The organism is Modicisalibacter tunisiensis (assembly GCF_020148005.1).
GTDB classification, from domain to species: domain Bacteria; phylum Pseudomonadota; class Gammaproteobacteria; order Pseudomonadales; family Halomonadaceae; genus Modicisalibacter; species Modicisalibacter tunisiensis.
The window spans coordinates 2,038,159-2,060,404 of record NZ_JAGXFD010000001.1 but is presented as its reverse complement, the minus strand read 5'-3'; the positions used below and the strand labels follow the sequence as shown (position 1 = coordinate 2,060,404).

The 22,246-nt window shown below is 66.8% G+C and carries 18 protein-coding genes; 5 read left to right on the top strand and 13 right to left on the bottom strand.

The features are described 5' to 3' along the window. Nucleotides 1-45: 45 nt before the first annotated feature. The 4 genes from parC to pgi form a co-directional block, all read right to left on the bottom strand. Nucleotides 46-2,301 carry a DNA topoisomerase IV subunit A gene (gene parC / locus KGQ91_RS09565; protein ID WP_224420882.1) on the bottom strand — a complete coding sequence of 752 codons (2,256 nt, stop codon included), beginning with the start codon at nucleotides 2,299-2,301 and terminating at the stop codon, nucleotides 46-48. A 162-nt stretch (nucleotides 2,302-2,463) separates the two neighbouring features. Next, on the bottom strand, nucleotides 2,464-4,344 hold the full coding sequence (gene parE / locus KGQ91_RS09560; protein ID WP_224420881.1) for a DNA topoisomerase IV subunit B: 1,881 nt from the start codon (nucleotides 4,342-4,344) through the stop codon (nucleotides 2,464-2,466). Between the two features lie 35 nt (nucleotides 4,345-4,379). Next, nucleotides 4,380-5,024 (bottom strand): YqiA/YcfP family alpha/beta fold hydrolase, encoded by a 645-nt coding sequence (locus KGQ91_RS09555; protein WP_163647536.1) that lies wholly within the window; start codon nucleotides 5,022-5,024, stop codon nucleotides 4,380-4,382. A 27-nt stretch (nucleotides 5,025-5,051) separates the two neighbouring features. Next, nucleotides 5,052-6,716, bottom strand: a complete 1,665-nt coding sequence (gene pgi / locus KGQ91_RS09550; protein WP_224420880.1) for a glucose-6-phosphate isomerase — start codon at nucleotides 6,714-6,716, stop codon at nucleotides 5,052-5,054. Between the two features lie 317 nt (nucleotides 6,717-7,033). On the opposite strand from pgi, the gene cmoA reads away from it, so the two are divergent. Together cmoA and cmoB are read left to right on the top strand one after the other, a co-directional pair. After that, complete coding sequence (cmoA, locus tag KGQ91_RS09545; protein ID WP_224420879.1) at nucleotides 7,034-7,801, top strand: carboxy-S-adenosyl-L-methionine synthase CmoA; 768 nt, start codon at nucleotides 7,034-7,036, stop codon at nucleotides 7,799-7,801. Beyond that, complete coding sequence (cmoB, locus tag KGQ91_RS09540) at nucleotides 7,791-8,783, top strand: tRNA 5-methoxyuridine(34)/uridine 5-oxyacetic acid(34) synthase CmoB (protein ID WP_224420878.1); 993 nt, start codon at nucleotides 7,791-7,793, stop codon at nucleotides 8,781-8,783. The genes cmoA and cmoB overlap by 11 nt, the downstream gene beginning before the upstream one ends. A gap of 64 nt (nucleotides 8,784-8,847) precedes the next feature. Here cmoB and KGQ91_RS09535 read toward each other — a convergent pair whose 3' ends face one another. From KGQ91_RS09535 to KGQ91_RS09505, 7 genes are all read right to left on the bottom strand, one after another. Then, a complete protein-coding gene (locus KGQ91_RS09535) occupies nucleotides 8,848-9,888 on the bottom strand; it encodes a porin (protein ID WP_224420877.1) in 1,041 nt (346 codons plus the stop codon). Between the two features lie 505 nt (nucleotides 9,889-10,393). Continuing rightward, nucleotides 10,394-11,821 carry a sulfate adenylyltransferase subunit CysN gene (gene cysN / locus KGQ91_RS09530; RefSeq protein ID WP_224415329.1) on the bottom strand — a complete coding sequence of 476 codons (1,428 nt, stop codon included), beginning with the start codon at nucleotides 11,819-11,821 and terminating at the stop codon, nucleotides 10,394-10,396. Continuing rightward, the gene (cysD, locus tag KGQ91_RS09525; protein WP_163647541.1) at nucleotides 11,821-12,732 is read right to left on the bottom strand and encodes a sulfate adenylyltransferase subunit CysD; all 912 of its coding nucleotides are present in this window, start codon (nucleotides 12,730-12,732) and stop codon (nucleotides 11,821-11,823) included. The genes cysN and cysD overlap by 1 nt, the downstream gene beginning before the upstream one ends. A 135-nt stretch (nucleotides 12,733-12,867) precedes the next feature. Beyond that, nucleotides 12,868-13,602 (bottom strand): phosphodiesterase, encoded by a 735-nt coding sequence (locus tag KGQ91_RS09520; protein ID WP_224415330.1) that lies wholly within the window; start codon nucleotides 13,600-13,602, stop codon nucleotides 12,868-12,870. 84 nt (nucleotides 13,603-13,686) lie between these two features. Then, nucleotides 13,687-14,133 (bottom strand): DUF1249 domain-containing protein, encoded by a 447-nt coding sequence (locus KGQ91_RS09515; protein ID WP_224415331.1) that lies wholly within the window; start codon nucleotides 14,131-14,133, stop codon nucleotides 13,687-13,689. 3 nt (nucleotides 14,134-14,136) lie between these two features. Continuing rightward, complete coding sequence (locus tag KGQ91_RS09510) at nucleotides 14,137-14,766, bottom strand: NUDIX domain-containing protein (protein WP_224415332.1); 630 nt, start codon at nucleotides 14,764-14,766, stop codon at nucleotides 14,137-14,139. Nucleotides 14,767-14,865: 99 nt separating this feature from the next. Then, entirely contained in the window at nucleotides 14,866-15,501 is a 636-nt protein-coding gene (locus tag KGQ91_RS09505) for a tetratricopeptide repeat protein (protein WP_163647545.1), read from the bottom strand. Between the two features lie 168 nt (nucleotides 15,502-15,669). Here KGQ91_RS09505 and greB point away from each other — a divergent pair, with 168 nt between their 5' ends. Continuing rightward, nucleotides 15,670-16,209 (top strand): transcription elongation factor GreB, encoded by a 540-nt coding sequence (gene greB, locus KGQ91_RS09500; RefSeq protein WP_163647546.1) that lies wholly within the window; start codon nucleotides 15,670-15,672, stop codon nucleotides 16,207-16,209. A gap of 22 nt (nucleotides 16,210-16,231) precedes the next feature. Here the strand turns inward: greB and KGQ91_RS09495 are convergent, their stop codons facing one another. Further along, complete coding sequence (locus tag KGQ91_RS09495; RefSeq protein ID WP_224415333.1) at nucleotides 16,232-17,227, bottom strand: class I SAM-dependent methyltransferase; 996 nt, start codon at nucleotides 17,225-17,227, stop codon at nucleotides 16,232-16,234. A gap of 177 nt (nucleotides 17,228-17,404) precedes the next feature. On the opposite strand from KGQ91_RS09495, the gene KGQ91_RS09490 reads away from it, so the two are divergent. Next, nucleotides 17,405-19,159, top strand: a complete 1,755-nt coding sequence (locus KGQ91_RS09490) for a putative bifunctional diguanylate cyclase/phosphodiesterase (protein ID WP_224420876.1) — start codon at nucleotides 17,405-17,407, stop codon at nucleotides 19,157-19,159. Nucleotides 19,160-19,173: 14 nt separating this feature from the next. Here KGQ91_RS09490 and KGQ91_RS09485 read toward each other — a convergent pair whose 3' ends face one another. Continuing rightward, the gene (locus tag KGQ91_RS09485; RefSeq protein WP_224420875.1) at nucleotides 19,174-19,950 is read right to left on the bottom strand and encodes a methyltransferase domain-containing protein; all 777 of its coding nucleotides are present in this window, start codon (nucleotides 19,948-19,950) and stop codon (nucleotides 19,174-19,176) included. A 147-nt stretch (nucleotides 19,951-20,097) separates the two neighbouring features. On the opposite strand from KGQ91_RS09485, the gene KGQ91_RS09480 reads away from it, so the two are divergent. Beyond that, nucleotides 20,098-22,176, top strand: a complete 2,079-nt coding sequence (locus tag KGQ91_RS09480) for a putative bifunctional diguanylate cyclase/phosphodiesterase (RefSeq protein WP_224420874.1) — start codon at nucleotides 20,098-20,100, stop codon at nucleotides 22,174-22,176. The last annotated feature ends 70 nt before the right edge of the window (nucleotides 22,177-22,246 follow it).

Here is a 22,246-nt window from a genome sequence, read left to right as displayed (position 1 = left end):
GTCGCGACACGCCCCGGGCCGCGGGCGAGCCCCGCGGCCCGTCTCTCAGGCGTCCGTCTCGAGCCGGTCGACCTTCTGGAAGCCGCGGGGCAGCTTGCTGCCGCGCCGGCCACGCTCACCGGCATAATACGCCAGATCGTCGGGCTTCAGGGTCAGCTTGCGCTTGCCGGCCTGCACGACCAGCGGCGCGCCGGGGGCCAGCACGATCCAGTCGCGGACGAACTCCTCGCGCCGCGCGGCACGCGCACCGGGAATGTCGAGCATCTTGTTGCCCTTGCCCTTGGCCATCTCCGGCAGTTGATCGAGCTCGAAGACCAGCAGCCGTCCCTCGTTGGACACCACCGCGACCCGGGCTCCCTCGGCCGACTCCGGCACCCGGCGCGGCGGCAGGACGTTGCAGCCCTTGGGCACGCTGAGCACCGCCTTGCCGGCCTTGTTCTTGCCGGTCAGGGCCTCCAGCGAGGTACAGAACCCGTAGCCGCCATCGGAGGCCAGCAGATAGCGGGTCTCGGGCGGCGCCAGCAGCACGCCCACCATGTGCGCACCGGCGGCAGGGTTGATGCGCCCGGTGATCGGCTCGCCCTGGCTGCGGGCGCTGGGCAGGTTGTGCGCGCTCAGCGTATAGGCGCGCCCGCTGTCATCGAGCAGCACCAGCGGCTGGTTGGTCTTGCCGCGCGCCGCCAGATGAAAGCGGTCCCCGGCCTTGTAGGAGAGCCCCGCCGGGTCGATCTCGTGGCCCTTGGCGCTGCGGATCCAGCCCTTCTCGGAGAGCACCACGGTGACCGGGTCGGCGCCCATCAGCTCGACCTCGGACAGCGCGCGGGCCTCCTCGCGCTCGACGATCGGCGAGCGGCGCGGGTCACCGTACTCGCGATCGGCCTCGCGCAGTTCCTCCTCGATCAGGTCGGTGAGCGCCGCGTCGTTGCCGAGCAGCTCCTTGAGTCGCTCGCGCTCGGCCTGGAGGTCATCCTGCTCGCCGCGGATCTTCATCTCCTCGAGACGCGCCAGGTGGCGCAGGCGCAGCTCGAGGATCGCCTCGGCCTGGCGCTCGGAAATGCCGAAGGCCTCGATCAGCGCCGGCTTGGGCTCGTCCTCCTCGCGGATGATGCGGATCACCTCGTCGATGTTGAGGTAGGCGGCGAGCAGGCCCTCGAGAATGTGCAGGCGATCCTCGACCTTGCCCAGCCGGTGCTCGAGCCGCCGGCGCACCGTGGCCCGCCGGTAGCGCAGCCACTCGCCGAGCATCTCGGCCAGCGACAGCACCCGCGGGCGGCCGTCGAGGCCGATGACGTTGAGATTGACGCGCACGTTCTTCTCGAGATCGGTGGTGGCGAACAGATGCGCCATCAGCGACTCGATATCGACACGGCTGGAACGCGGCTCGATGACCAGCCGCGTGGGCGTCTCGTGGGTCGACTCGTCGCGCAGGTCGGCGACCATCGGCAGCTTCTTCTTCTGCATCTGGTCGGCGATCTGTTCGAGCACCTTGGCCCCGCTGACCTGGTAGGGCAGCGCGGTGATCACCACGCTGCCCTCCTCCAGGCTGTAGCGGGCGCGCAGCTTCACCGAGCCGCGGCCGCTCTCGTAGAGCTTGGCGAGGTCGGCCCGCGAGGAAATGATCTCCGCCTCGGTGGGAAAGTCCGGGGCCGGGACGTGGGCGACGAGATCGCCGACCGTGGCCTCGGGGTGGCGCAGCAGATGACAGGTCGCCTCGACCACCTCGTGGACGTTGTGCGGCGGGATGTCGGTGGCCATGCCCACCGCGATGCCGGTGGCGCCGTTGAGCAGCACGTGCGGCAGGCGCGCCGGCAGCACCGCCGGCTCGTTCAGGGTGCCGTCGAAGTTGGGCATCCAGTCGACGGTGCCCTGACCGAGCTCGCCGAGCAGCACCTCGGAGAACCTGGACAGCCGCGCCTCGGTGTAGCGCATCGCCGCGAACGACTTGGGATCGTCGGGGCTGCCCCAGTTGCCCTGGCCGTCGACCAGCGGATACCGGTAGCTGAACGGCTGCGCCATCAGCACCATCGCCTCGTAGCAGGCGCTGTCGCCGTGGGGGTGGAACTTGCCCAGCACGTCGCCGACGGTACGCGCCGACTTCTTGTACTTGGCGTTGGCGGTCAGCGACAGCTCGCGCATGGCGTAGATGATGCGCCGCTGGACCGGCTTCATGCCGTCGCCGACGTGCGGCAGCGCGCGATCGAGAATCACGTACATCGAATAGTCGAGATACGCCTTCTCGGTGTATTCCTTCAGGGAAAGGCGTTCGACGTCGCCTTCCTCCACGTGGATATCCATGGTCATGGGTACGGGGCCCTGTCTGCCATCATGGAAACTTCGCGGGCGGTGCCCGCACGATACGTCCGGGAAGAGCGGTAAGCCGTAAGCTTGAAGCGGCAAGCCACTCCATGATCGACGGACTTTTCTTACAGCTTACGGCTTAACGCTTGCAGCTCCCCGAAGGGACTAGACCTCGATATCGGCCAGGTTGCCGTAGTCTTCCAGCCAGCTCTTCCTGTCCGCGGCCCGCTTCTTGGCCAGCAGCATGTCGAGCATCTCGCCGGTGCCGTCGCCGTCGGCCCGGGTCAGCTGCACCAGCCGCCGGGTGTCGGCCGCCATGGTGGTCTCGCGCAGCTGCAGCGGACTCATCTCGCCGAGGCCCTTGAAGCGCTGGACGTTTAGCGTGCCGCGCTTGCCCTCCAAGCGCTTGAGGATCGCCGCCTTCTCGCTCTCGTCGAGGGCATAGTGGACCTCCTTGCCGAGGTCGATGCGGTACAGCGGCGGCATCGCCACGTAGACGTGACCGGCATCGACCAGCGCCGGGAAGTGGCGCACGAACAGCGCGCACAGCAGGGTGGCGATATGCAGGCCGTCGGAGTCGGCGTCGGCGAGGATGCAGATCTTGTGGTAGCGCAGCTTGGTCAGGTCACCGCTGCCCGGGTCGGCACCGATCGCCACGGCGATGTCGTGGACCTCCTGGGAGTTGTAGATGTCGTGGGAATCCACCTCCCAGGTGTTGAGGATCTTGCCGCGCAGCGGCAGGATCGCCTGGGTCTCGCGATGCCGGGCCTGCTTGGCGCTGCCGCCGGCGGAGTCGCCCTCGACCAGGAACAGCTCGCTGGCCGCCGGGTCCTGCCCCGAGCAGTCGGCCAGCTTGCCGGGCAGGGCCGGTCCCGCGGTGACCTTCTTGCGGGCCACCTTCTTCGCGCTCTTCTGGCGACGCTGGGCGGCGCTGATCACCAGTTCGGCGAGCGCTTCGGCCTGGTCGACGTGGTGGTTGAGCCACAGCGAGAAGGCATCCTTGACCACCCCGGAGACGAAGCCGGCCACGGTGCGCGACGACAGCCGCTCCTTCGTCTGGCCGGCGAACTGCGGGTCGAGCATCTTCACCGAGAGCACGAAGGACACCCGCTCCCACAGGTCGTCCGGCGTGAGCTTGACGCCGCGCGGCAGCAGGCTGCGGTAGTCGCAGAACTCGCGCAGCGCCTCGAGCAGCCCCGAGCGCAGGCCGTTGACGTGGGTGCCGCCGAGCGGCGTGGGGATCAGGTTGACGTAGGACTCCATCAGCGGCTCGCCCCCCTCCGGCAGCCACTGGATCGCCCAGTCGACGCCCTGCTCGTCGTCGGCGAAATGGCCGACGAAGGGCGATTCCGGAAGCACCGCGAAGCCGTCGTTGGTCTGCGCCAGGTAGTCGCGCAGGCCGTCCTCGTACTGCCACTCGCTGGTGGCGCCATCGGCCTCGGTGAGCACCACCTTGAGGCCGGGGCACAGCACCGCCTTGGCGCGCAGCAGGTGCTTGAGCCGCGGCAGCGACAATTTGGGCGAATCGAAGTAGGCGGTCTCGGGCCAGAAGCGCACCACCGTGCCGGTGGCGCGCTTGGCACAGCTGCCGATCACGCTGAGTTCCTCGACCTTCTCGCCCTTGGCGAAGGCGATGGCATGGCGACTGCCGTCGCGGCAGACCTCGACCTCGAGGCGCTCGGAGAGCGCATTGACCACCGAGACCCCGACGCCGTGCAGGCCGCCCGAGAAGCGGTAGCTGGACTGCGAGAACTTGCCGCCGGCGTGGAGCTTGGTGAGGATCAGTTCGACCCCCGACAGGCCGTGCTCGGGATGAATGTCGATGGGCATGCCGCGGCCATCGTCGCTGACCTCGATGCCGCCGTCATCGAGCAGCCGGACGCGAATCTCCCGAGCGTAGCCGGCCAGCGCCTCGTCGACGCTGTTGTCGATGACTTCCTGCGCCAGGTGGTTGGGCCGCGTGGTGTCGGTGTACATGCCGGGGCGCTTGCGCACCGGCTCGAGGCCCGAGAGGACCTCGATGGAAGAGGCACTGTATTGCGTCATGCGGTATCCATGAAGCTGTCGATGATGTCGCTGACTCAGGGCGCCGCCACGGCGTCGACCGGGCCGACGAAGGTGTGCCCGCCATGCGCCAGCACCGCGGGCAGGTAGGCCGCCAGATGGCCGAAGCCGTGATCGCCGCCCGGCTCGATCAGCATGCGGCAGCCGCGATAGGCGCGAAACGCGTCGCGACAGTCGAGGGTCTCGTCAGCGGTGCCCAGCAGCAGCAGGTAGCGCTCGGGCGTCAGGCGCGCCGGCGTCATGGCCGCCAGCGCCTCCCGGTGCGCCGCCTCGACGGTAAAACGTTCGCCGTTGTAGGGATTGACGAACGCCTGCCCCTGCCAGGCCTCGACCAGCCGGGCCGGGGCCACCGCCGGGTTGATCACCACCGCCGGCAGGGCGTGGCGCTCGGCCAGCACGCTGGCCAGGAAGCCGCCCATCGAGCTGCCCACCAGCAGCACGTTGTCGCCGAGTTCGGCCAGTTCGGCCTCGGCCCGCGCCAGGGCGGCGTCCGGACGATGCGACAATTGCGGCGTGCGACAGGCCAGCGAGTCGGCACCGTGGCGCAGGCGCTTGCAGGCGGCGCGCATCAACTGCGCCTTGGGCGAGGCGCTGCCGCTGTTGAAGCCGTGAAGGTAGAGCACGCCGTCGACCGGCGCCGTGGTCAGGCGGTCATTCAGCATACCCAAAACCTGGATGGATAAACAGCATCAATTGCGCGACTCCGCCTCCCAGACCGCCTCGATCAGGCCACGACTGGATTCGTCGAGGGCCTCGACGCCCTCGCGGGAGGCCAGCACACGCTCGGTCTGGGTGGCGATCTTCTTGCCCAGTTCCACCCCCCACTGGTCGAAGGGGTTGATGTCCCAGATCGTCGCCTGGACGAAGACCTTGTGCTCGTAGAGCGCGATCAGCGACCCCAGGGTCTCGGGAGTCAGCCGCTCGAGCAGTACCGTGGTCGACGGCTGGTTGCCCCGGTAACGCTTGTGACTCGGCCGCGGGCCGTCGTCATCGATTGCCTCGTCGCCCAGCATCAGCACCCGCGACTGGGCGAAGCAGTTGGCCAGGGTCAGACGATGCTGGTTCTTGAGATGCCGGCGGGTCGCCTCGTCCTCGACGCGGTCGTAGCGGCGCATCGGCGCGATGAAATCGCACTCCACCGCCTGGGTCCCCTGGTGCAGCAGCTGGTAGAAGGCGTGCTGGGCATTGGGACCCAGCTGCCCCCAGAGCACCGGGCAGGTCGAATAGCGCGTGAGCTCGCCGTGGTTGGTCACCGACTTGCCGTTGGACTCCATCTCCAGCTGCTCGAGGTAGCTGGCGAAGAACTCCAGGCGACCGTCGTAGGGCAGAATCGAATGGGCGCGAATATCGAGGAAATTGTTGTTCCAGATACCCGCCAGCGCCAGCAGCACCGGCAGGTTGGACTCGAGCTCGGCCTCGGCGAAATGCCGGTCCATGGCGTGGGCACCGGCGAGCAGCGCGCGGAAGTTGTCCATCCCCACCGCCAGGGCGATCGGCAGGCCGATGGCGCCCCACAGCGAGTAGCGGCCACCGACCCACTCCCAGAACTCCAGCTGATTGCGCTCGGCGATGCCCCACTCGCTCATCTTCTCGGGGCTGGCCGAGACGCCGATGAAGTGCTGGCGCTGGACCAGGTCCCGGTCGCCGTCGCCGTTGACCAGATGGCTCATCAGCCAGTCCTGGGCGGTGCGGGCGTTGGACAGGGTATCGACGGTGGTGAACGACTTCGACGACAGCACGAACAGCGTCGTCTCCGGGTTGAAGCGCGTCAGGTAGTCGGCGAGCTGGGAGCCGTCCATGGTCGAGGCGAAGTGCACCTCGAGCGGATGGATGTCGCGGGGGCGATAGTCGGCCAGGGCGTGGGAGACCATCAGGGGTCCCAGGTCGGAACCGCCGACCCCGAGGTTGACCACGTCGGTCACCGCCTTGCCGGTGGCGCCCCGCCACTGCCCGGCATGGCACTGCTCGACGATGTGCGCCATCCTGTCGAGGGTGGCGTGCACGGCCGGCACCACGTCCTCGCCGTCGACCACCAGGCGCGCCTCCGCCGGCAGGCGCAGCGCGGTGTGCAACGCCGGGCGATCCTCGCTGATGTTGACCCGCTCGCCGGCCAGCAGGCGAGCGATCGCCTCGGGCACGCCCGCGGCACGCGCCAGGTCGAGCAGCTTGTCGAGCGTCTCGTGGCGCCAGCGCTGCTTGGACAGATCGAGCATCAGCCCGGCGGCCCGGCGGCTGAAATCGGGATAGCGCCCCGGCTCCCGGAACAGGGTCGCCAGGTGGATGTCGCGCATCGTGTCGGCATGTTCGCGCAGTGCCTGCCAGGCGGGGTGCTGATCGATCATCGTGGTGCTCATCGGCCTCTCCTTTAACCGTCCTTAGTCACACTCGTGCTGCCTTGCCCTGGACCACCGCGGGCGGGTGCAAGCCGCCGGGGCGATGCGTAAACTGGTGCCCCGTTCCGGGCGACGACCGCCTTCCCGGCCCCGGCCGCGCCCTGTCATGCCACCCCGGGTTTGTCCGAAAAGGCGTCGAGCGACGATCAGACAAGGCAAAAATCAGCGAAAAAGCGGAGTTTACGAGACGTAAACGAGCATTTTGAGCTGATTTTGAACACCGCACGATCGAGCGCAGCCAGTTTTCAGACAAAGCCTAGTACCCACGGCGAATGTCCATGAGTGATGCATCTTACCGTGACGCGATCTTCACGACACCCCTCGACCGGGTCGCGTCCTTCTCCTTCGACGAGCAGGTCGTGGCCTGCTTTCCCGACATGGTCCGTCGCTCGATCCCCGGCTACGGGCAGATCCTGGGCATGCTGGGCGTGCTCGCCGAACGCCACCTGCGCCACGGCGGCCATGTCTACGACCTGGGCTGTTCGCTGGGCGCGGTGGGCCTGGCACTGGCCGCTCGCCTGCCGCCGGAAGCCTTCACCCTGACCGGGATCGACCTGTCGCCGGCGATGGTCGAGCGGGCCCGGGCGACCCTGGCCAGCGAGTGCCCCGAGCACCGGATCATCATCGAGCAGGGCGACATCCGCACGATCGACTATCGCCCCGCAAGCCTGATCGTGCTCAACTTCACCCTGCAGTTCCTCGATCCCGCCGATCGCGATGCCCTGCTCGGCCGGCTGTACTCGGTCCTGGAACCGGGCGGTGTGCTGATCCTCTCGGAGAAGATCGTCGCCGAGGACGAGGCGGAGAACGCCTGGCTGGTGGAGCGCTACCACGACTTCAAGCGCGCCAACGGCTACAGCGACCTGGAGATCAGCCAGAAGCGCACCGCACTGGAGAACGTGCTGCGTCCGGACAGCCTGGCGACCCACCATGCGCGCCTGGCGGGGCTCGGCTTCGAGCGCGTCACCACCTGGTTCCAGTATCTCAACTTCGCCTCGATGATCGCCTTCAAGGCCCGTCCCGGAGGCCATCCCCATGACGCCTGACGCGCGTGCCCGCAAGGCGCTCTATCACGCCTTCGTCGATCAGGGGCTGGACACCTGGCTGGCGCGCCTGCCCGATCAGCTGGCCCGCGGCCTCGACCGTCGGCGCCACGGCGACCTGCCCGGCTGGGAGAAGGCGGTGGCCAAGCTGCCGGAACTGCCTGCCGACCGGCAGGTTGCGCTGGACCGGGACACGGTGAGCGTCGACGTCGCCCTGTCCGATGCCGATCGGCGCCGCTGCCACAATCTGCTCAAGGCGCTGATGCCCTGGCGCAAGGGCCCCTACCGGCTGGGCGGAACCGTCATCGACACCGAATGGCGCTCGGACTGGAAGTGGCAGCGCGTGGCGCCGCATCTCGCGCCGCTGGCCGGACGCCGGGTGCTCGACGTGGGCGGCGGCAACGGCTATCACGCCTGGCGGATGGCCGGTGCCGGGGCGGCCTTCACGCTGGTGATCGACCCCTCGCCGCGCTTCTACTACCAGTTCCAGGCGGTCCGCCACTTCGTCGGCGACGCCGATGGCGGACGCACGCATTTCCTGCCGGCGGGTATCGAGGACGTGCCGGCGAACCTCGCCACCTTCGACACGGTGTTCTCGATGGGCGTGCTCTACCACCGCGCCTCGCCGCTCGATCACCTGCTGCAACTGCGCGATGCCCTGCGTCCGGGCGGCGAGCTGGTGCTCGAGACCCTGGTGGTCGAGGGCGACGCGACCACCGTGCTGATGCCCGAGGAACGCTATGCCTGCATGCCCAACGTCTACTTCCTGCCGGCCTCCCGGGCCCTGGCGCTGTGGCTCGAGCGCTGCGGCTTCACGGACGTGCGCGTGGTGGACGAGGCGCCGACCACCCTCGACGAACAGCGCGCCACCGAGTGGATGACCTTCCAGTCGCTAGCCGACTTCCTCGACCCGCAGGACCGCTCGCGCACCGTCGAGGGCTACCCGGCACCGCGTCGCGCGGTGCTGATCGCCACGCGGCGCTAATCCGACCACCGGGCACAAAAAACCGGCCCTGGCGGCCGGTTTTTTCAGGTCGAGGCCCGAACACTCAGAAGTCGTAGCGAACCCGCGCCAGGGTGGCGTCGGCTTCGTTGTCCGAGGTGTTGGCGAAGGTGTGCTCCAGGTCGAAGCGGAAGCCGTAGTCGAACTTGGTCGCGACACCGATGGCCTGGTGGTTGCTCTGGTACTCGGGGCCGTTGAGCATCTTCAGGCGGTCGCCGGCGACGTAGGGAGACACCGTCTTCACGAACAGGTCGTTCACCGGCACGGTGTACTTGGCCACGTATTCCACACCGTAGGCATCGCCGGTGAAGAAGTCGTTCATGGTGTCGATGCCGCTGGGCACGAAGTTGCGGTAGTAGCCGCCACCCGCGGAGAGGTACCACTGGCCCGGCTGCCAGGTCAGCGCGGCGCCGGTCAGCTCCTGACGATAGGACTTCTGGTCGCCGCTGTAGTTGTTCACCTCGGAGGAGACGTTGCTGTAGGCGGCGTTCAGCTGCAGGGTCGGGGTGAAGTCGTAGGAGACACCCACCGAACCCCCGCTCTTGCGGCGGTAGTTCAACCCGTTGCCCAGATGATAGTCGTCATCGGGGATGAGCCAGCCGAAGTAGAGCTTGGTGCGGCCGAGATCGTAGATGTACTTGGCGCTCTTGCGGGCACGGTAGGAACCGTCGTAGTCGCCGCTGACGCCCACGCTGGGGGCCTGAGCCAGCATGTCGTAGTCCCAGACGTCGGTCTGGACACCCACGGTGTCGTAATAGACGCTGTTCTGCTTGCCCAGGGTCAGGCGACCGTAACGTGAGCTGTCGAAGCCGAAGTACACCTGACGGCGGTTGGTCGTCTTGCTGCCCTTGACGTAATGGTCTTCCCAGCCGGCGACATGCATGGTGTCCACGCCATATTCGAAATAACTCAGCAGCGTCAGGTCGTCGTTGACGTGGTAGTTGGCATGCAGGCGGAAACGGGTGCCGCCGTCATAGCCCTTGTGCTTGTAGCTGCCGTCATCGCCCCCGCCTGAACGATTGAAGTACTGCTCACGGATGCTGCCACCGACCTGTACCTCGAACCGGTTCCAGGCGGAACCGTTCATATCGGGCTCAACCAGCGTGATTTCAGCACTCGCCAGAGATGAATACGCCAGAACACCGGCGCCGATGACACCCGGCACGACATGTGACCACTTGCAAGACATGAATGATTTCCTTTTTTGCGTCGTGTTATCGGGGAGGCTATAGGCCGAGCACCCGCCGGCACGCCGGCCCGTCATTGCCCTTCCCCTGCTTCAGCCAATCAACCAGGCGCCCCTGTCGGCATGAGCCGGACATGCAGCAACGCGCCCGGACTCCGGATGCCGGCTTTGCGCGCCTTCACCCATCGCCAGCCTGGTTGATAGGGGTATTTATAATGATACCACTAAAAATTAACAGGTAAAAATATTGTCTGCTAACAAAAATAACGCCGTACTGTTACGCAATGATGACGCCACGGTGACAGGCCGTCCGCTCAGGAGCCCTGCGCGCCGGGGATCGTCCAACGAAAAAGGCCCCGCCGAAAAACGGCGGGGCCAGCAACGATCGATGCCGATGCAATGGAGGTTAACGTCGCAACAGTTCGCTGACGTCCTTCGCTTCCCAGTGGGGAAAGTGCTTGCGGATCAGGGCATTCAGCTCGATCTCGAAGGCCTCCCAGTCGACCGGGCCGGCGGCGGTGTCATCGCCTTCGAGCGCCTCGCGGATCATGCCCGCGCCCACGGTGACGTTGCTCAAGCGGTCGATGACGATGAGGCTGCCCGTGCCCGGGCTGCGACGATAGTCGTCCACCGGCACCGGGGCGGTCAGCTCCACCCGGCAGCGGGCGATGCCGTTGAGCGGCAGCTGATCGGCCGAGTGATGCTCGAGGGTGTTGACGTCGACCTGGTAGTCGATGGACTGGATCCGCCCGGAGAGATCCCGGGTCGCCAGCTTGATATCGTAGAGCCGGCCCGGCTCCAGCGGGGTGTCGTGCATCCACACGATGTCGGCGCTGAAGGCGTTGGACAGCGCCACCTCGGCATCCGCGGCGACCAGCCAGTCGCCCCGCGAGACGTCAATTTCATCGTCCAGCGTGACGGTGATCGCCTGCCCCGGATAGGCCGTCTCGAGGTCGCCGTCGTAGGTGACGATGCGCGCCACGCGGGACTGCCGGCCCGACGGCAGCGCCTTGACGGCCTGCCCCGGCCGCAGGATGCCGGCGGCCAGCGTGCCGCAGTAGCCGCGGAAGTCGAGGTTCGGGCGATTGACGTACTGCACCGGCAGACGCAGGTCGGAAAGGTTGCTGTCGCGGGCGATCTCGACGGTCTCGAGCCCCTCGAGCAGCGCCGGGCCGTCGTACCAGGGCATGTTGTCGCTGGCGTTGACGACGTTGTCGCCTTCCAGCGCGGAGATCGGCACGAAGCGGATGTCGCGGGCGCCGAGCTTCTCGGCGAAGGCGCGGTAGTCGGCGACGATGGCGTCGAAACGCGCCTGCGAGTAGTCGACCAGATCCATCTTGTTGACGGCGATCACCAGGTGCTGGATGCCCAGCAGGTCACAGATGAAGCTGTGTCGCCGGGTCTGGGTCTGCACGCCGTGACGGGCATCGATCAGGATCACCGCCAGGCTGGCCGTGGAGGCGCCGGTCGCCATGTTGCGGGTGTACTGCTCGTGTCCCGGCGTATCGGCGATGATGAACTTGCGCCGGTCGGTGGAGAAGTAGCGATAGGCGACGTCGATGGTGATGCCCTGCTCGCGCTCGGACTGCAACCCGTCGACCAGCAGCGCCAGGTCGACCTGGTCGCCGGTGGTGCCGCTGGTCTTCGAGGCCTGGGTGATGGCGGCGAGCTGATCCTCGTAGATCATCTTGGAGTCGTGCAGCAGCCGCCCGATCAGCGTTGACTTGCCGTCGTCGACGCTGCCGCAGGTGATGAAGCGCAGCAGGTCCTTGGTCTCGTGCTCGTGCAGGTACTGCTCGATGTCGTCGGCGATCAGCGTTGACTGGTGTGCCATTAGAAATACCCCTCGCGCTTCTTGCGCTCCATGCTGCCGGCCTGGTCGTGGTCGATGGCGCGCCCCGAGCGCTCGCTGGTCCGGGTGAGCAGCATCTCCTGAATGATCTCGGGCAGGGTGGCGGCGCGTGACTCCACCGCGCCGGTCAGCGGGTAGCAGCCCAGCGTGCGGAAGCGCACCCACTTCTCCTCGGGTACCTCGCCTTCCTCGAGCGGCATCCGTTCGTCGTCGACCATGATCTGCATGCCGTCGCGCTCGACCACCGGCCGCGGCGCGGCATAGTACAGCGGCACGATGGGGATCGATTCGAGGTAGATGTACTGCCAGATATCCAGCTCGGTCCAGTTGGAGAGCGGAAACACGCGGATCGACTCGCCCTTGTTGACCTTGCCGTTGTAGAGATTCCACAGCTCGGGACGCTGGTTCCTGGGATCCCAGCGGTGGTACTTGTCACGGAACGAGTAGACCCGCTCCTTGGCCCGCGAGGCCTCCTCGTCGCGGCGCGCCCCGCCGAAGGCGGCGTCGAAGCCGTACTTGTCCAGCGCCATCTTCAGCGACTGGGTCTTCATGATGTCGGTGTACTTGGCGCTGCCGTGGTCGAAGGGGTTGATGCCGGCGGCTCGGCCTTCCTCGTTGATGTGCTCGATCAGCTCCATGCCCACCGCATCCGCCATGCGATCGCGGAACTCGATCATCTCGCGGAACTTCCAGGTGGTGTTGACGTGCATCAGCGGGAACGGCGGCGTGCCCGGATAGAAGGCCTTGCGCGCCAGGTGCAGCATCACCGAGGAGTCCTTGCCGATGGAGTAGAGCATCACCGGGTTGCGGAACTCGGCGGCTACCTCGCGGATGATATGGATCGACTCGGCTTCGAGCTGCTTCAGGTGGGTCTGTCGCTCGGGAGAAAGCATCTCGGCTTGCAACCTCTCATGACCGGTGGCATTCCCGCCGGACCGGGGGAACAAGGATGAGAGTACGTTACCGAGCGACCTTGGATAACGTCCAAGAATTAAGAAACATCCTTTAATTTCTTGAGGGAATAACGCTCAGGGCGTCACCCGTTCGATCCAGGTGGTCATTACCTCGCCCTCCAGGTCCACCACCCGGCATCCCGGGCGCGACGCCTCGTCGACGGCAAAGGTGGGCGAGCTGGGCAGGAACTGATCCGCCGTGGCCGGGCAGCCGTAGATGGCGATCTCGCCACCGGTGCCGGCGTGGCGCGCCGCGAAGGGCTGATGGGCGTGGCCGAACAGCACCACGCGCACCTGGGCATAGGCCGCCAGGGTCTGCCAGAAGGCCTCGCGATCCAGCAGGCCGATCGCATCCATCCAGGCTGAGCCCAGTTCGACCGGCGGATGGTGCAGCGCCAGCAGCGTCGGCCGGTCGTCCATCTCGAGTCGCAGGGCCAGCTCCTGCAGCTGTGTCTGCCCCAGCTCGCCGTGCACCTGACCGCTGACCCGCGAATCCAGCAGCAGCAGGCGCCAGTCGCCCAGATCCACCTCGTCGAGCAGTGCGTGCGCCTCGGCCATGTACTGGGGCCGGTCATGATTGCCGGCCAGCCAGAACCAGGGGCAGTCCACTCCGGCGAAGGCCCGCGCGGCCAGTTCATAGGAGGCGGGCGTCTCGTCCTGGCTGACGTCGCCGGTCACCAGCAGCACATCCGGACGCAGCGCCCGCACCCGCTCGAGCACCGCCTCGAGCTGGCGGAACGGCACCCCCGCCCGCGAGCGGGCCTCGGGGTCGGCGTGCAAGTGGCAATCGGTGACCTGGATCAGCCGCATCGGACAATCAACTCCTGGAAGGACGGGCGGCACGGCGTGCCGAAGGGAACCACCGGCCGGCTTGCCGGCAGACGGAGAAGGGGCTCAGCGCAGCGGAGTCAGATCGGCGGCATGGCCGTGGGCCAGGCCGTGTTCCAGCCACTCGCCGAGGAAGCGGTTGAGCTGAAGTTTCTCGTCGGGCTGGTGCATGCGCGGATTGGGATAACGGTAGCGGCCGTGGAAATGGCGCTGGCGCTGGAAGTCGGTGACCTCGGCCATGCGCACATCATGGTAGAGATGCACGGTCATGCGCGGCGAGTCGATGATGCCGTCGAGCACACCGGTCTGGGCGACCCGCAGAATGGTGGTGTACGGGGCACACTCGGCCACCTCGAGCCACAGCGTGCCGAAGCGCCCGGCGTGACCGGCCAGCGGCACCTCGCGCACCGCCCCGGCCTCCAGATCGTCGACCAGCCGCGTCAGCCGCAGATAGTTGGCCGAACACTCGGCCTGGAGTGACTTGAGGTCGGTGACATAAGCGGTCCTGGCCACGGGTTACCTCCTTGCTCGCAGTGAGGCGCGTTCACGGGACAGCCAGAGAAAGGCGATCAGGCACATGGCATTGTCGAGTCGCCCCGTCTGCAGCAGTTCCCAGGCGCGGGCAAAGGGTAGCACATGCACCAGAATGTCCTCGTGCTCCTCGGCCAGGCCGTGCACGCCGCCTATGCCCTGGCTGTCGACCAGGCCGCAGTACAGCGTGACCTGCTCATCGCAGGCCCCGGGGCTCGGGTAGTAGCGATACAGCTCGATCAGCTCGTCGATCGTGCAGCCCGCCTCCTCCACGGCCTCGCGCCGGGCGACCTCGGCCGGACTCTCGCCCGGCTCGACCAGCCCGGCGACGGGCTCCAGCTTCCACGGGCTGACCGGGTCGTTCAGGGCGCCGGCGCGCACCTGCTCCACCAGCACCACGTGGTCGCGTTCGACATCGTAGAGCAGCACCCCCACGGCATCGCGACGCACGTGCACCTCGCGGGTCACGACGTCGCTCCATCCGCCCTCGAAGAGACGATGGCGCAGGCGGCGTCGCTCCAGGCTGAAGAAGCCCTGGTACAGCGACTCGGTCGCCACGCGCTCGACATCCTCGCTGCCGAATTGCGCGCGCCCTGCTTCGATCTCGTCGGTCATGATTCCTCCGCTGGCCGGCTGGGCGCCCCGTTCAGGCACAATGCGCCTCATTATCCCGGGCCATTCGGCCCCTGCCAAGCCGCCGACCGACGAGGCGGCTCAGCGCAGTTCGGCGACGAGACGCCCGATCGCCTCGCGCAGCCCCTTGTCGGATGCCTCGCGCCCCGGCCGGTCCGGCGCCTGCTGCGCCTTGAGCGCCTGGTCGAGAGCCGCCGGATCGCGCCCCTGACCATGCAGAAAGGCGGCATAGAAATAGCGCGTATCGATGCCCTCGGGGCGGATGGCGACGGCTTTCTTCAACAGGCGCTCCGCCCGCTCGTCGTCGCCGAAGCTGATCGGCCACCCCGGCACCCGGGCATAGAGCGTGCCCAGCGTCACATAGGCCGACCCATTATCGCCCTGCGGATCGATGTCGATCGCGCGCTCGAGCACATCCCGAGCCTGCTTGGCCAGATCGAGCGCTCCCAACCCTCCCCTCGCGCCGGCCTCGGAGGCGAGGATGATACCCTGCCAGGTCAGCACCTCGGCGTTGCGTGGATGCGTCTCGGCCAGGCCGGCAGCGTCATCGGCCAGAGCGGCGAAAGCCGTCTCCTGGGCCTCGCCGTGCATACGATAGTTGATGTGCGCCCAGCGATGCATCAGGGGAAATACCGAAGCCTCCCCGGCCATGGCCGGCAGGGCCAGCAGCAATACGAAGGCACCCGACAGAGTGCGCCATGGAAAGGACAGTCGCATGAACGGCTCCCGACAGTGAATGGATGACCCCTGCAATGTAACGAACGTTTGAATGATTCGCCAGACAGCCTCGCTCGCATGTCACAAGTGCTTGGCCGCTCGCACGCGGTTGCGTAGGGTACTCAGGTTGTCACCATCGCCACCGTTGTCCCCATAGAGAGTGCCGCCATGAAAGGTCGCAACATGACGCGCTGGCGGGATCCGGCCAAGGACCCGCGCCAGGAGAAGAAGAGCAACCTCATCACCCCCGAGGGGTTCGCCCGGCTCAAGGGTATTCACGAGCATCTCTCGCGGGTACGCCGTCCCGAGCTGTCGACCAAGGTCGGCGAGGCCGCCGCGCTGGGCGATCGCAGCGAAAACGCCGACTACACCTACAACAAGAAGGAGCTCAACCGGGTCATCGCGCGCATTCGCTACCTGGGCAAGCGGCTCGACGAGCTGCAGGTGGTCGACCGTCTGCCGGCCGATACCGGGCGCGTCTACTTCGGCGCCTTCGTCACCCTCGAGGACGAGGACGGCGAAGAGATGGCCATCCGCCTCGTCGGCCACGACGAGACCGACACCGGCAAGCACTGGATCAGCGTCGATGCGCCGCTGGCCCGCGCCCTGCTGGGCAAGGCGCTCGACGACGAGGTGACAGTGGCCGCCCCCGGCGGCGAGACCACCTATATCATCACTGCCATCGACTATCGCGACCCGTCGCGCTGAGGTATCACCCTGACTCGGCGACTCAGCGCCGCACGGCGCGGTAGACCCGAAAGCGCCCGTCGTCGGTGATGATACTGAAGCCACCGAAGGCGGCTTCGAGCCGATCCGCATAGGGCAGGAAGGCGTTGGCCACCAGCCACAAACTGCCGCCCGGCTCGAGATGGCGTGGCGCCTGCTCGATCAGCCGGGCAGTCGGCCCGTAGTCGATGCGCCGCTCCTGATGAAACGGGGGGTTGCTGACGATCGCGGCGAAGCGCTCCTGCTCGCCGAGTGCCGTGTAGACATCGCTGGCCAGCACCCGCCCGTCCAGGTCATTGGCCGACAAGGTGCGTCGTGTGGCCTCGACGGCGAAGGCGTTGACGTCGAGCGCGGTGACCGCCCCGCCCCGGCGGGCCAGATACGCTGCAATCACGCCGTCGCCGCAGCCCACGTCGAGCAGCCGCTCGCCGTCCTGCCCCAGCCCGGCGGGCAGGTGGTCGAGCAGCAGGCGAGTGCCGTCATCCAGCTTGCCGTGGCCGAACACCCCGGGATGACTCGCAAGGGTCAGGCCGGCCGCCTCGAACTGCGTCCAGACAGCGTCGGGGTCGAGCGGCACCGCCCCCACCCGGGTTTCGAAGAGGGTGCAGCGCCGTGCACTGTCGCGCTTGCGACAGCCCAGCCCCAGCGCCGCCAGCACCTTCAGTACCCGCCGGATGCCGCCCTGGTTCTCGCCCACCACCTGCAGCGGCGTGCCGGCCGGCAGCGCACGGCACAGCGCCAGCAACCACCACTCCCCCAGCGCATGGGCCTTGGGCCAGAACAGCACCGCCCCCGGCGGCACGCCCGGATCGGCATTCAGGTCGTCATGCACCGTCACCCCGCGCGCCCGCCAGGTCGCGGCGATCGCGGCATCGGTACTCCATACCGTGCCGCCGGCGTCGCCCAGCCAGGGGTCATCCGGTGGCGCGACCCATAGCCAGCCGCGATAGTCGAGGGCCTGGCGATCCAGCAGCTGGCATGTCGGGGTGACGGGACTCATGGCATGGCTCCAGGGAAATTCATGCTTCCTCCATGATCTGAATCAGACTCAAGTATTGAAACGCCGAGTAACGTGGTGAAATATCTCGCAAACAACAGCATGGCGACGAAGAGCCGGCGCCCATGACAACAAACCGGCCAGCGAACGGCCCGGATTCTATCGCAAGGAACCGTGAACGTGACCGACCCAGGCCCGGAGCCTCTCGAAAACACATGCTTCCCCGGCCATCCCGAAGACGATGCCCTTCGTCCCTGGTTGATGCGGGCGATATTCGAGCATTGCCAGGAGGGTATCCTGATCACGGATGCCCGCAAGGTCATCATCGACACCAATCCGGCCTTCACGCGGATTACCGGCTATACGCGCGAAGATGTGCTGGGCAGGAAACCTCACATTCTCTCCTCGGGAAAGCACGCCTCGCTGTTTTACCAGAACGTCTTCTTCGATGTCGCCGAGCAGGGGTTCTGGAGCGGCAACATCAAGAACCGTCGCCGGGACGGCACCCACTTCATCGCCCAGACCACCATCAGCGCGCTCTATACCCGTTCGGGCAGGCTCAGCCATTACTTCAGCCTCTTTCGGGACGTGACGCAGAGCCGGCTCAGTCAGGCGCGCCTCGAGCGCCTGGCCATCCATGATCCACTGACCCGGCTTTTCAACCGCGAGCACTTCACCAACGCCCTGAACAACCTGCTCGACGGCCTGCGCTACACGGAGACCGGCCTGGCGGTGCTCTTCACGGACCTCGATGACTTCAAGCCGATCAACGACCGCCACGGTCACGCGGCCGGCGACGAGCTGCTGGTGGAGATCAGCCACCGGCTCAAGCACATGATGCGCACCACCGACCTGGTGGCCCGCTTCGGCGGCGACGAGTTCATGGTGGCCCTGTCCGGCGTCGCCTCCCTCGAGATGGCCGAATCCATCGCCGCGCGGATGCTCAAGGAGATCATGCGCCCCCATCAGCTGAGCAACGGACAACGCGTGCAGGTATCGGCCTCGATCGGCATCGTCGTCACGGTTGACCCCGAAACGACCGCCGAGACGCTGATCGATACAGCGGACGCCGCCATGTACGATGCCAAGCAGCAGGGCAAGAACCGCATCGCCACCGCCCATGACCGCCATGTCACGCGCTCCAGCGAAACCTTTTTGCGCCTACGCCATGCCTTCGAAAACGGCGAAATTCGACTGCACTACCAGCCCATCATCCGGCTCGCCGACCTGAAGACGGTCGGCTTCGAGGGGCTGGCACGCTGGCATCATCCCGAACAGGGGGTTCTCGGGCCGCCTCACTTCATCGATACCCTGACCTGTTCCTCGCTGTGCCATCCCTTTGCCCAATGGCTGGTACGCAGTGCCGGCAGGCTCGCCCGGCGGCTGCAGAGATGCCACGTCCAGGCCGTCATCGGCATCAACCTGACCCAGGAGCAGATCGAGGGCGGTGATTTCCTGCAAACGCTGGGCGAAGTACGCGACGAACTGGGGCTCGCCTCCCCCTTCATCGCCATCGAAATTCACGAGACCAGCCAGTTCCACGATCTTGACCTGACCGCCAACCAGCTGCATGAAGCGCGTCTGCTGGGCGCCAGCGTGGCGCTGGATGACTTCGGGACCGGCGTGTCCTCGGTGACGTATGCGTCCGAACTGCCCATCGACACGCTGAAGATCGATCGCAGCATGATCAAGAGCCTGGAGAATCGCCGCGATCAGCGGGAATTCGTGCGCGGCGTGACCCTGATGGCCCAGGCCATGCAGCGTCAGGTCGTCGTCGAGGGCGTCGAGACTGCGGGCCAGCTCCGGCTGCTGCGCGAGCTGGGCTGCGACCTGGCCCAGGGCTTCTTCATGGGGCGCCCCATGACCGAGGAAGCGCTGCTCGAGCACTACCTGACGCCGGGGGCCCGGCCCGACTATCCGCTGGTCTGGCGATAGCCGCGCGAACTCCCTCACTCGCCCGTGCTGCCGCCCGGCTTTGTCACGCTGTAGAGAAGATAACGGCCGAGCCGCCAGTGCGGCTCCACATCGCAGTAGCGATGCTCGAGTTCCAGGAGCTGTGCCAGAGTCGTCGCGTCGGGCTCGCGTTCGCGCAGGTAGTCATGGAAGACACGGATCCCGGCGACATGCTCGACGACCAGCCCGGCCTCGGCCAGCCACGCGACCACCTCGGTGTGGGTCAGCGGCGAGATCGGCGTCAGCCGCCGGCGCTTGCCGGTGCCCGCCAGCCGGTCATCCAGCGCCTTGGTCAGGTTGCCCTTGATGATGTTGGAAAAGCGCAGGGCATCACGGTTGAAGACCATCAGCGACAATTGACCGCCCGGTGCCAGCAGATCGGCCAGAATGCGGATCGCCTCGCGCGGCTCGGCCAGCCACTCGAGCACCGCATGACAGACGATCAGCGGCCAGGGCCCCGGCGCCCGCTCCGGGAGCGCCTGAAGCGGCGCCTGCAGCAGCGTGGCCCGCCGGCATCCCAGCGACTCACGGGCCCGCGCTAGCATCTCCGCCGAGGGTTCGGCCAGCGTCACCGGATGGCCACGCTCGGCCAGCCAGACACTCATCTGCCCTAGCCCGCCGCCGACATCCAGCGCCGGCTGGCCCGCCAGGTGCAGGGTACGCGGCAACAGTGCATCCAGCAGCGCCAGGCGCAACGCTCCCCGCGGCTTGCCGTAAAGGCTGTCGGCGAACTTGTCGGCCAGGCCGTCGAAAATGCGGTCTTCGGCGCTCACCCTTCCCCCGCTACGAAAAAGTGCCCAGTCTAGCCGCGTCGTGACACCGGCTCCAGCCGGCACCGCCCCGGGTCGCGGCTAAAGGTTGACGACAGCCTGCCGATATTCACTCAATTGCACCCTGCCCGATGCCACAGGAGTCTTGCCTTGGATTCGCTGCCGCCCTTGATTGCCTCGCTCGCCCGGGTGCTGGACCTGCCCGGCACGGCGGTGGCCATTGTCGACGGCGAGCGCACCGATCTTTCGCTCGTGTTCGCCAATCATGGCTTCGGGCGCCTGCTCGGGCGCCCGGACGCTCCCCCGGCGGGTACGCCGTTGCGCCACTTGGCCGCCCCCGACGGCGATACAGACCTGCCGGCCATGATGGCCAGGGTACTGCGACACGGCGCCGCCATGACCGACACCGTCGAGTGTCATCGCCGCGACGGTTCGCGCCTGTGGACCGAGATGACGGTCTCGCCGGTGGAAAACCACGACGGCCACCGCTACCTGATCTGCATGCAGCGCGACGCCGATGGAGCCCGGCGTTCGGGACTGGCCCTGGCGGTCTTCGACAACACCCACGACGGCATCATCGTCACTGACGCCGACAAGATCATCATCGATACCAACCCGGCCTTCACCCGGCTGACCGGCTACACGCGCGGGGAAGCCCTGGGCCACAAGCCGCAGCTGCTGTCGTCGGGCAAGCACGACGCCGTCTTCTATCAGGCGCTGTTTGCCACAATCGCGGAGCAGGGCTACTGGTCCGGCGATATCTGGAATACCCGCAAGGACGGCAGCCAGCTGATCGTCAATGCCACCATCTCGGCAGTGCGCGACAACGACGGCCGTCTCCTCAACTATGTCAGCGTGTTCCGCGACATCACCCAGCAGCGCCTCAACCAGGCCCGGCTCGAGCGCATGGCGATCTACGATCCGCTGACCGGCCTGTACAACCGCGAGCATTTCATCGCCACGCTCGAGACGCACCTGGTCAGCCTGCAGTACACGGAAAGCGGCATCGCCGTGCTGTTCATGGATCTCGATGACTTCAAGCCGATCAACGACGGATTTGGCCATGCCGCCGGGGACGAGCTGCTTGTCGAGATCAGCCGACGCCTCAAGCGGCTGATGCGCAGCACCGATATCGTCGCCCGCTTCGGCGGTGACGAGTTCGTCATCGCCCTGACCGGCATGGGCAATGGCGACAAGGCGGTCAAGGTCGCCCAGAAGATCGTCGATGATCTGGTCCAGCCCTTCCAGCTCGACAACGGCGAGTCGGTGGGCATCTCGGTGTCCATCGGCGTGGCATTCACCAACGACTACCGGCTGGGTACCGCGACGCTGATCGACAGTGCCGACCAGGCCATGTACGACGCCAAGCTCAGCGGCAAGAACCGCATCGCCCGGGCCCAGCGCTTCGTCGAGTCCCGCTCCCAGGATACCTTCCAGCGCGTCAGGCAGGCCTTCGAGACAGGTGAGCTGGAGCTCTACTACCAACCCATCGTCGACCTGGCCTCCGACCGGACACTGTACTTCGAAGCGCTGGCACGCTGGCGGCATCCGCAGGAAGGCGTGCTGGCACCGCATCATTTCATCGACGTGATCATGCATTCGTCGCTGAGCCTGCCCTTCGGAGGCTGGCTGGTGCAGGAAGCCAGCCGAATGGCCAAGCGCCTGCAGGATCATGGGTACCTTGTCGGCGTCAGCATCAACCTGTCCCAGGACCAGATCGAAACGGGCAGCTTCCTGCGCGCCATCAGCGAGTCCCGCGAAGCACTGCGCCTGTCCACGCCCTACCTGACGATCGAGGTCCTCGAGTCCAGCCAGTTTCACGACCTCGACCTGGCCTGCAGCCAGCTCCTCGAGGCCAAGCAACTGGGTACCTCCGTCTCGCTGGACGACTTCGGCGCCGGCATCTCCTCGATCACCTACGCCAGCCAGCTGCCCATCGACACGCTCAAGATCGACCACAGTGCCATCAACGGCATCGACACGCGTGCCAGCCAGCGCCAGTTCGTCGGCGGCATCATCAACATGGCCCACGCCATGCAGCGCAAGGTGCTGGCCGAGGGGGTGGAACGTCAGGCCCAGCTCGACGAACTGCGCCGCTGCCGCTGCGACCTGGCCCAGGGATTCCTGCTGGGGGAGCCGATGCCCGCCGACGAGCTGACCCGGCGTTACCTCGACCCCACCGCTCGCCCCGACTACCCGCTGCAGCGCCGCCCTGCCGTCCGCGCCTGACACCTTCCGGCCTGCGCGGCTCGTCCTGCGGGTTTATCTTGGCCGGTCAGGCGCTTATAATGCGACGCGT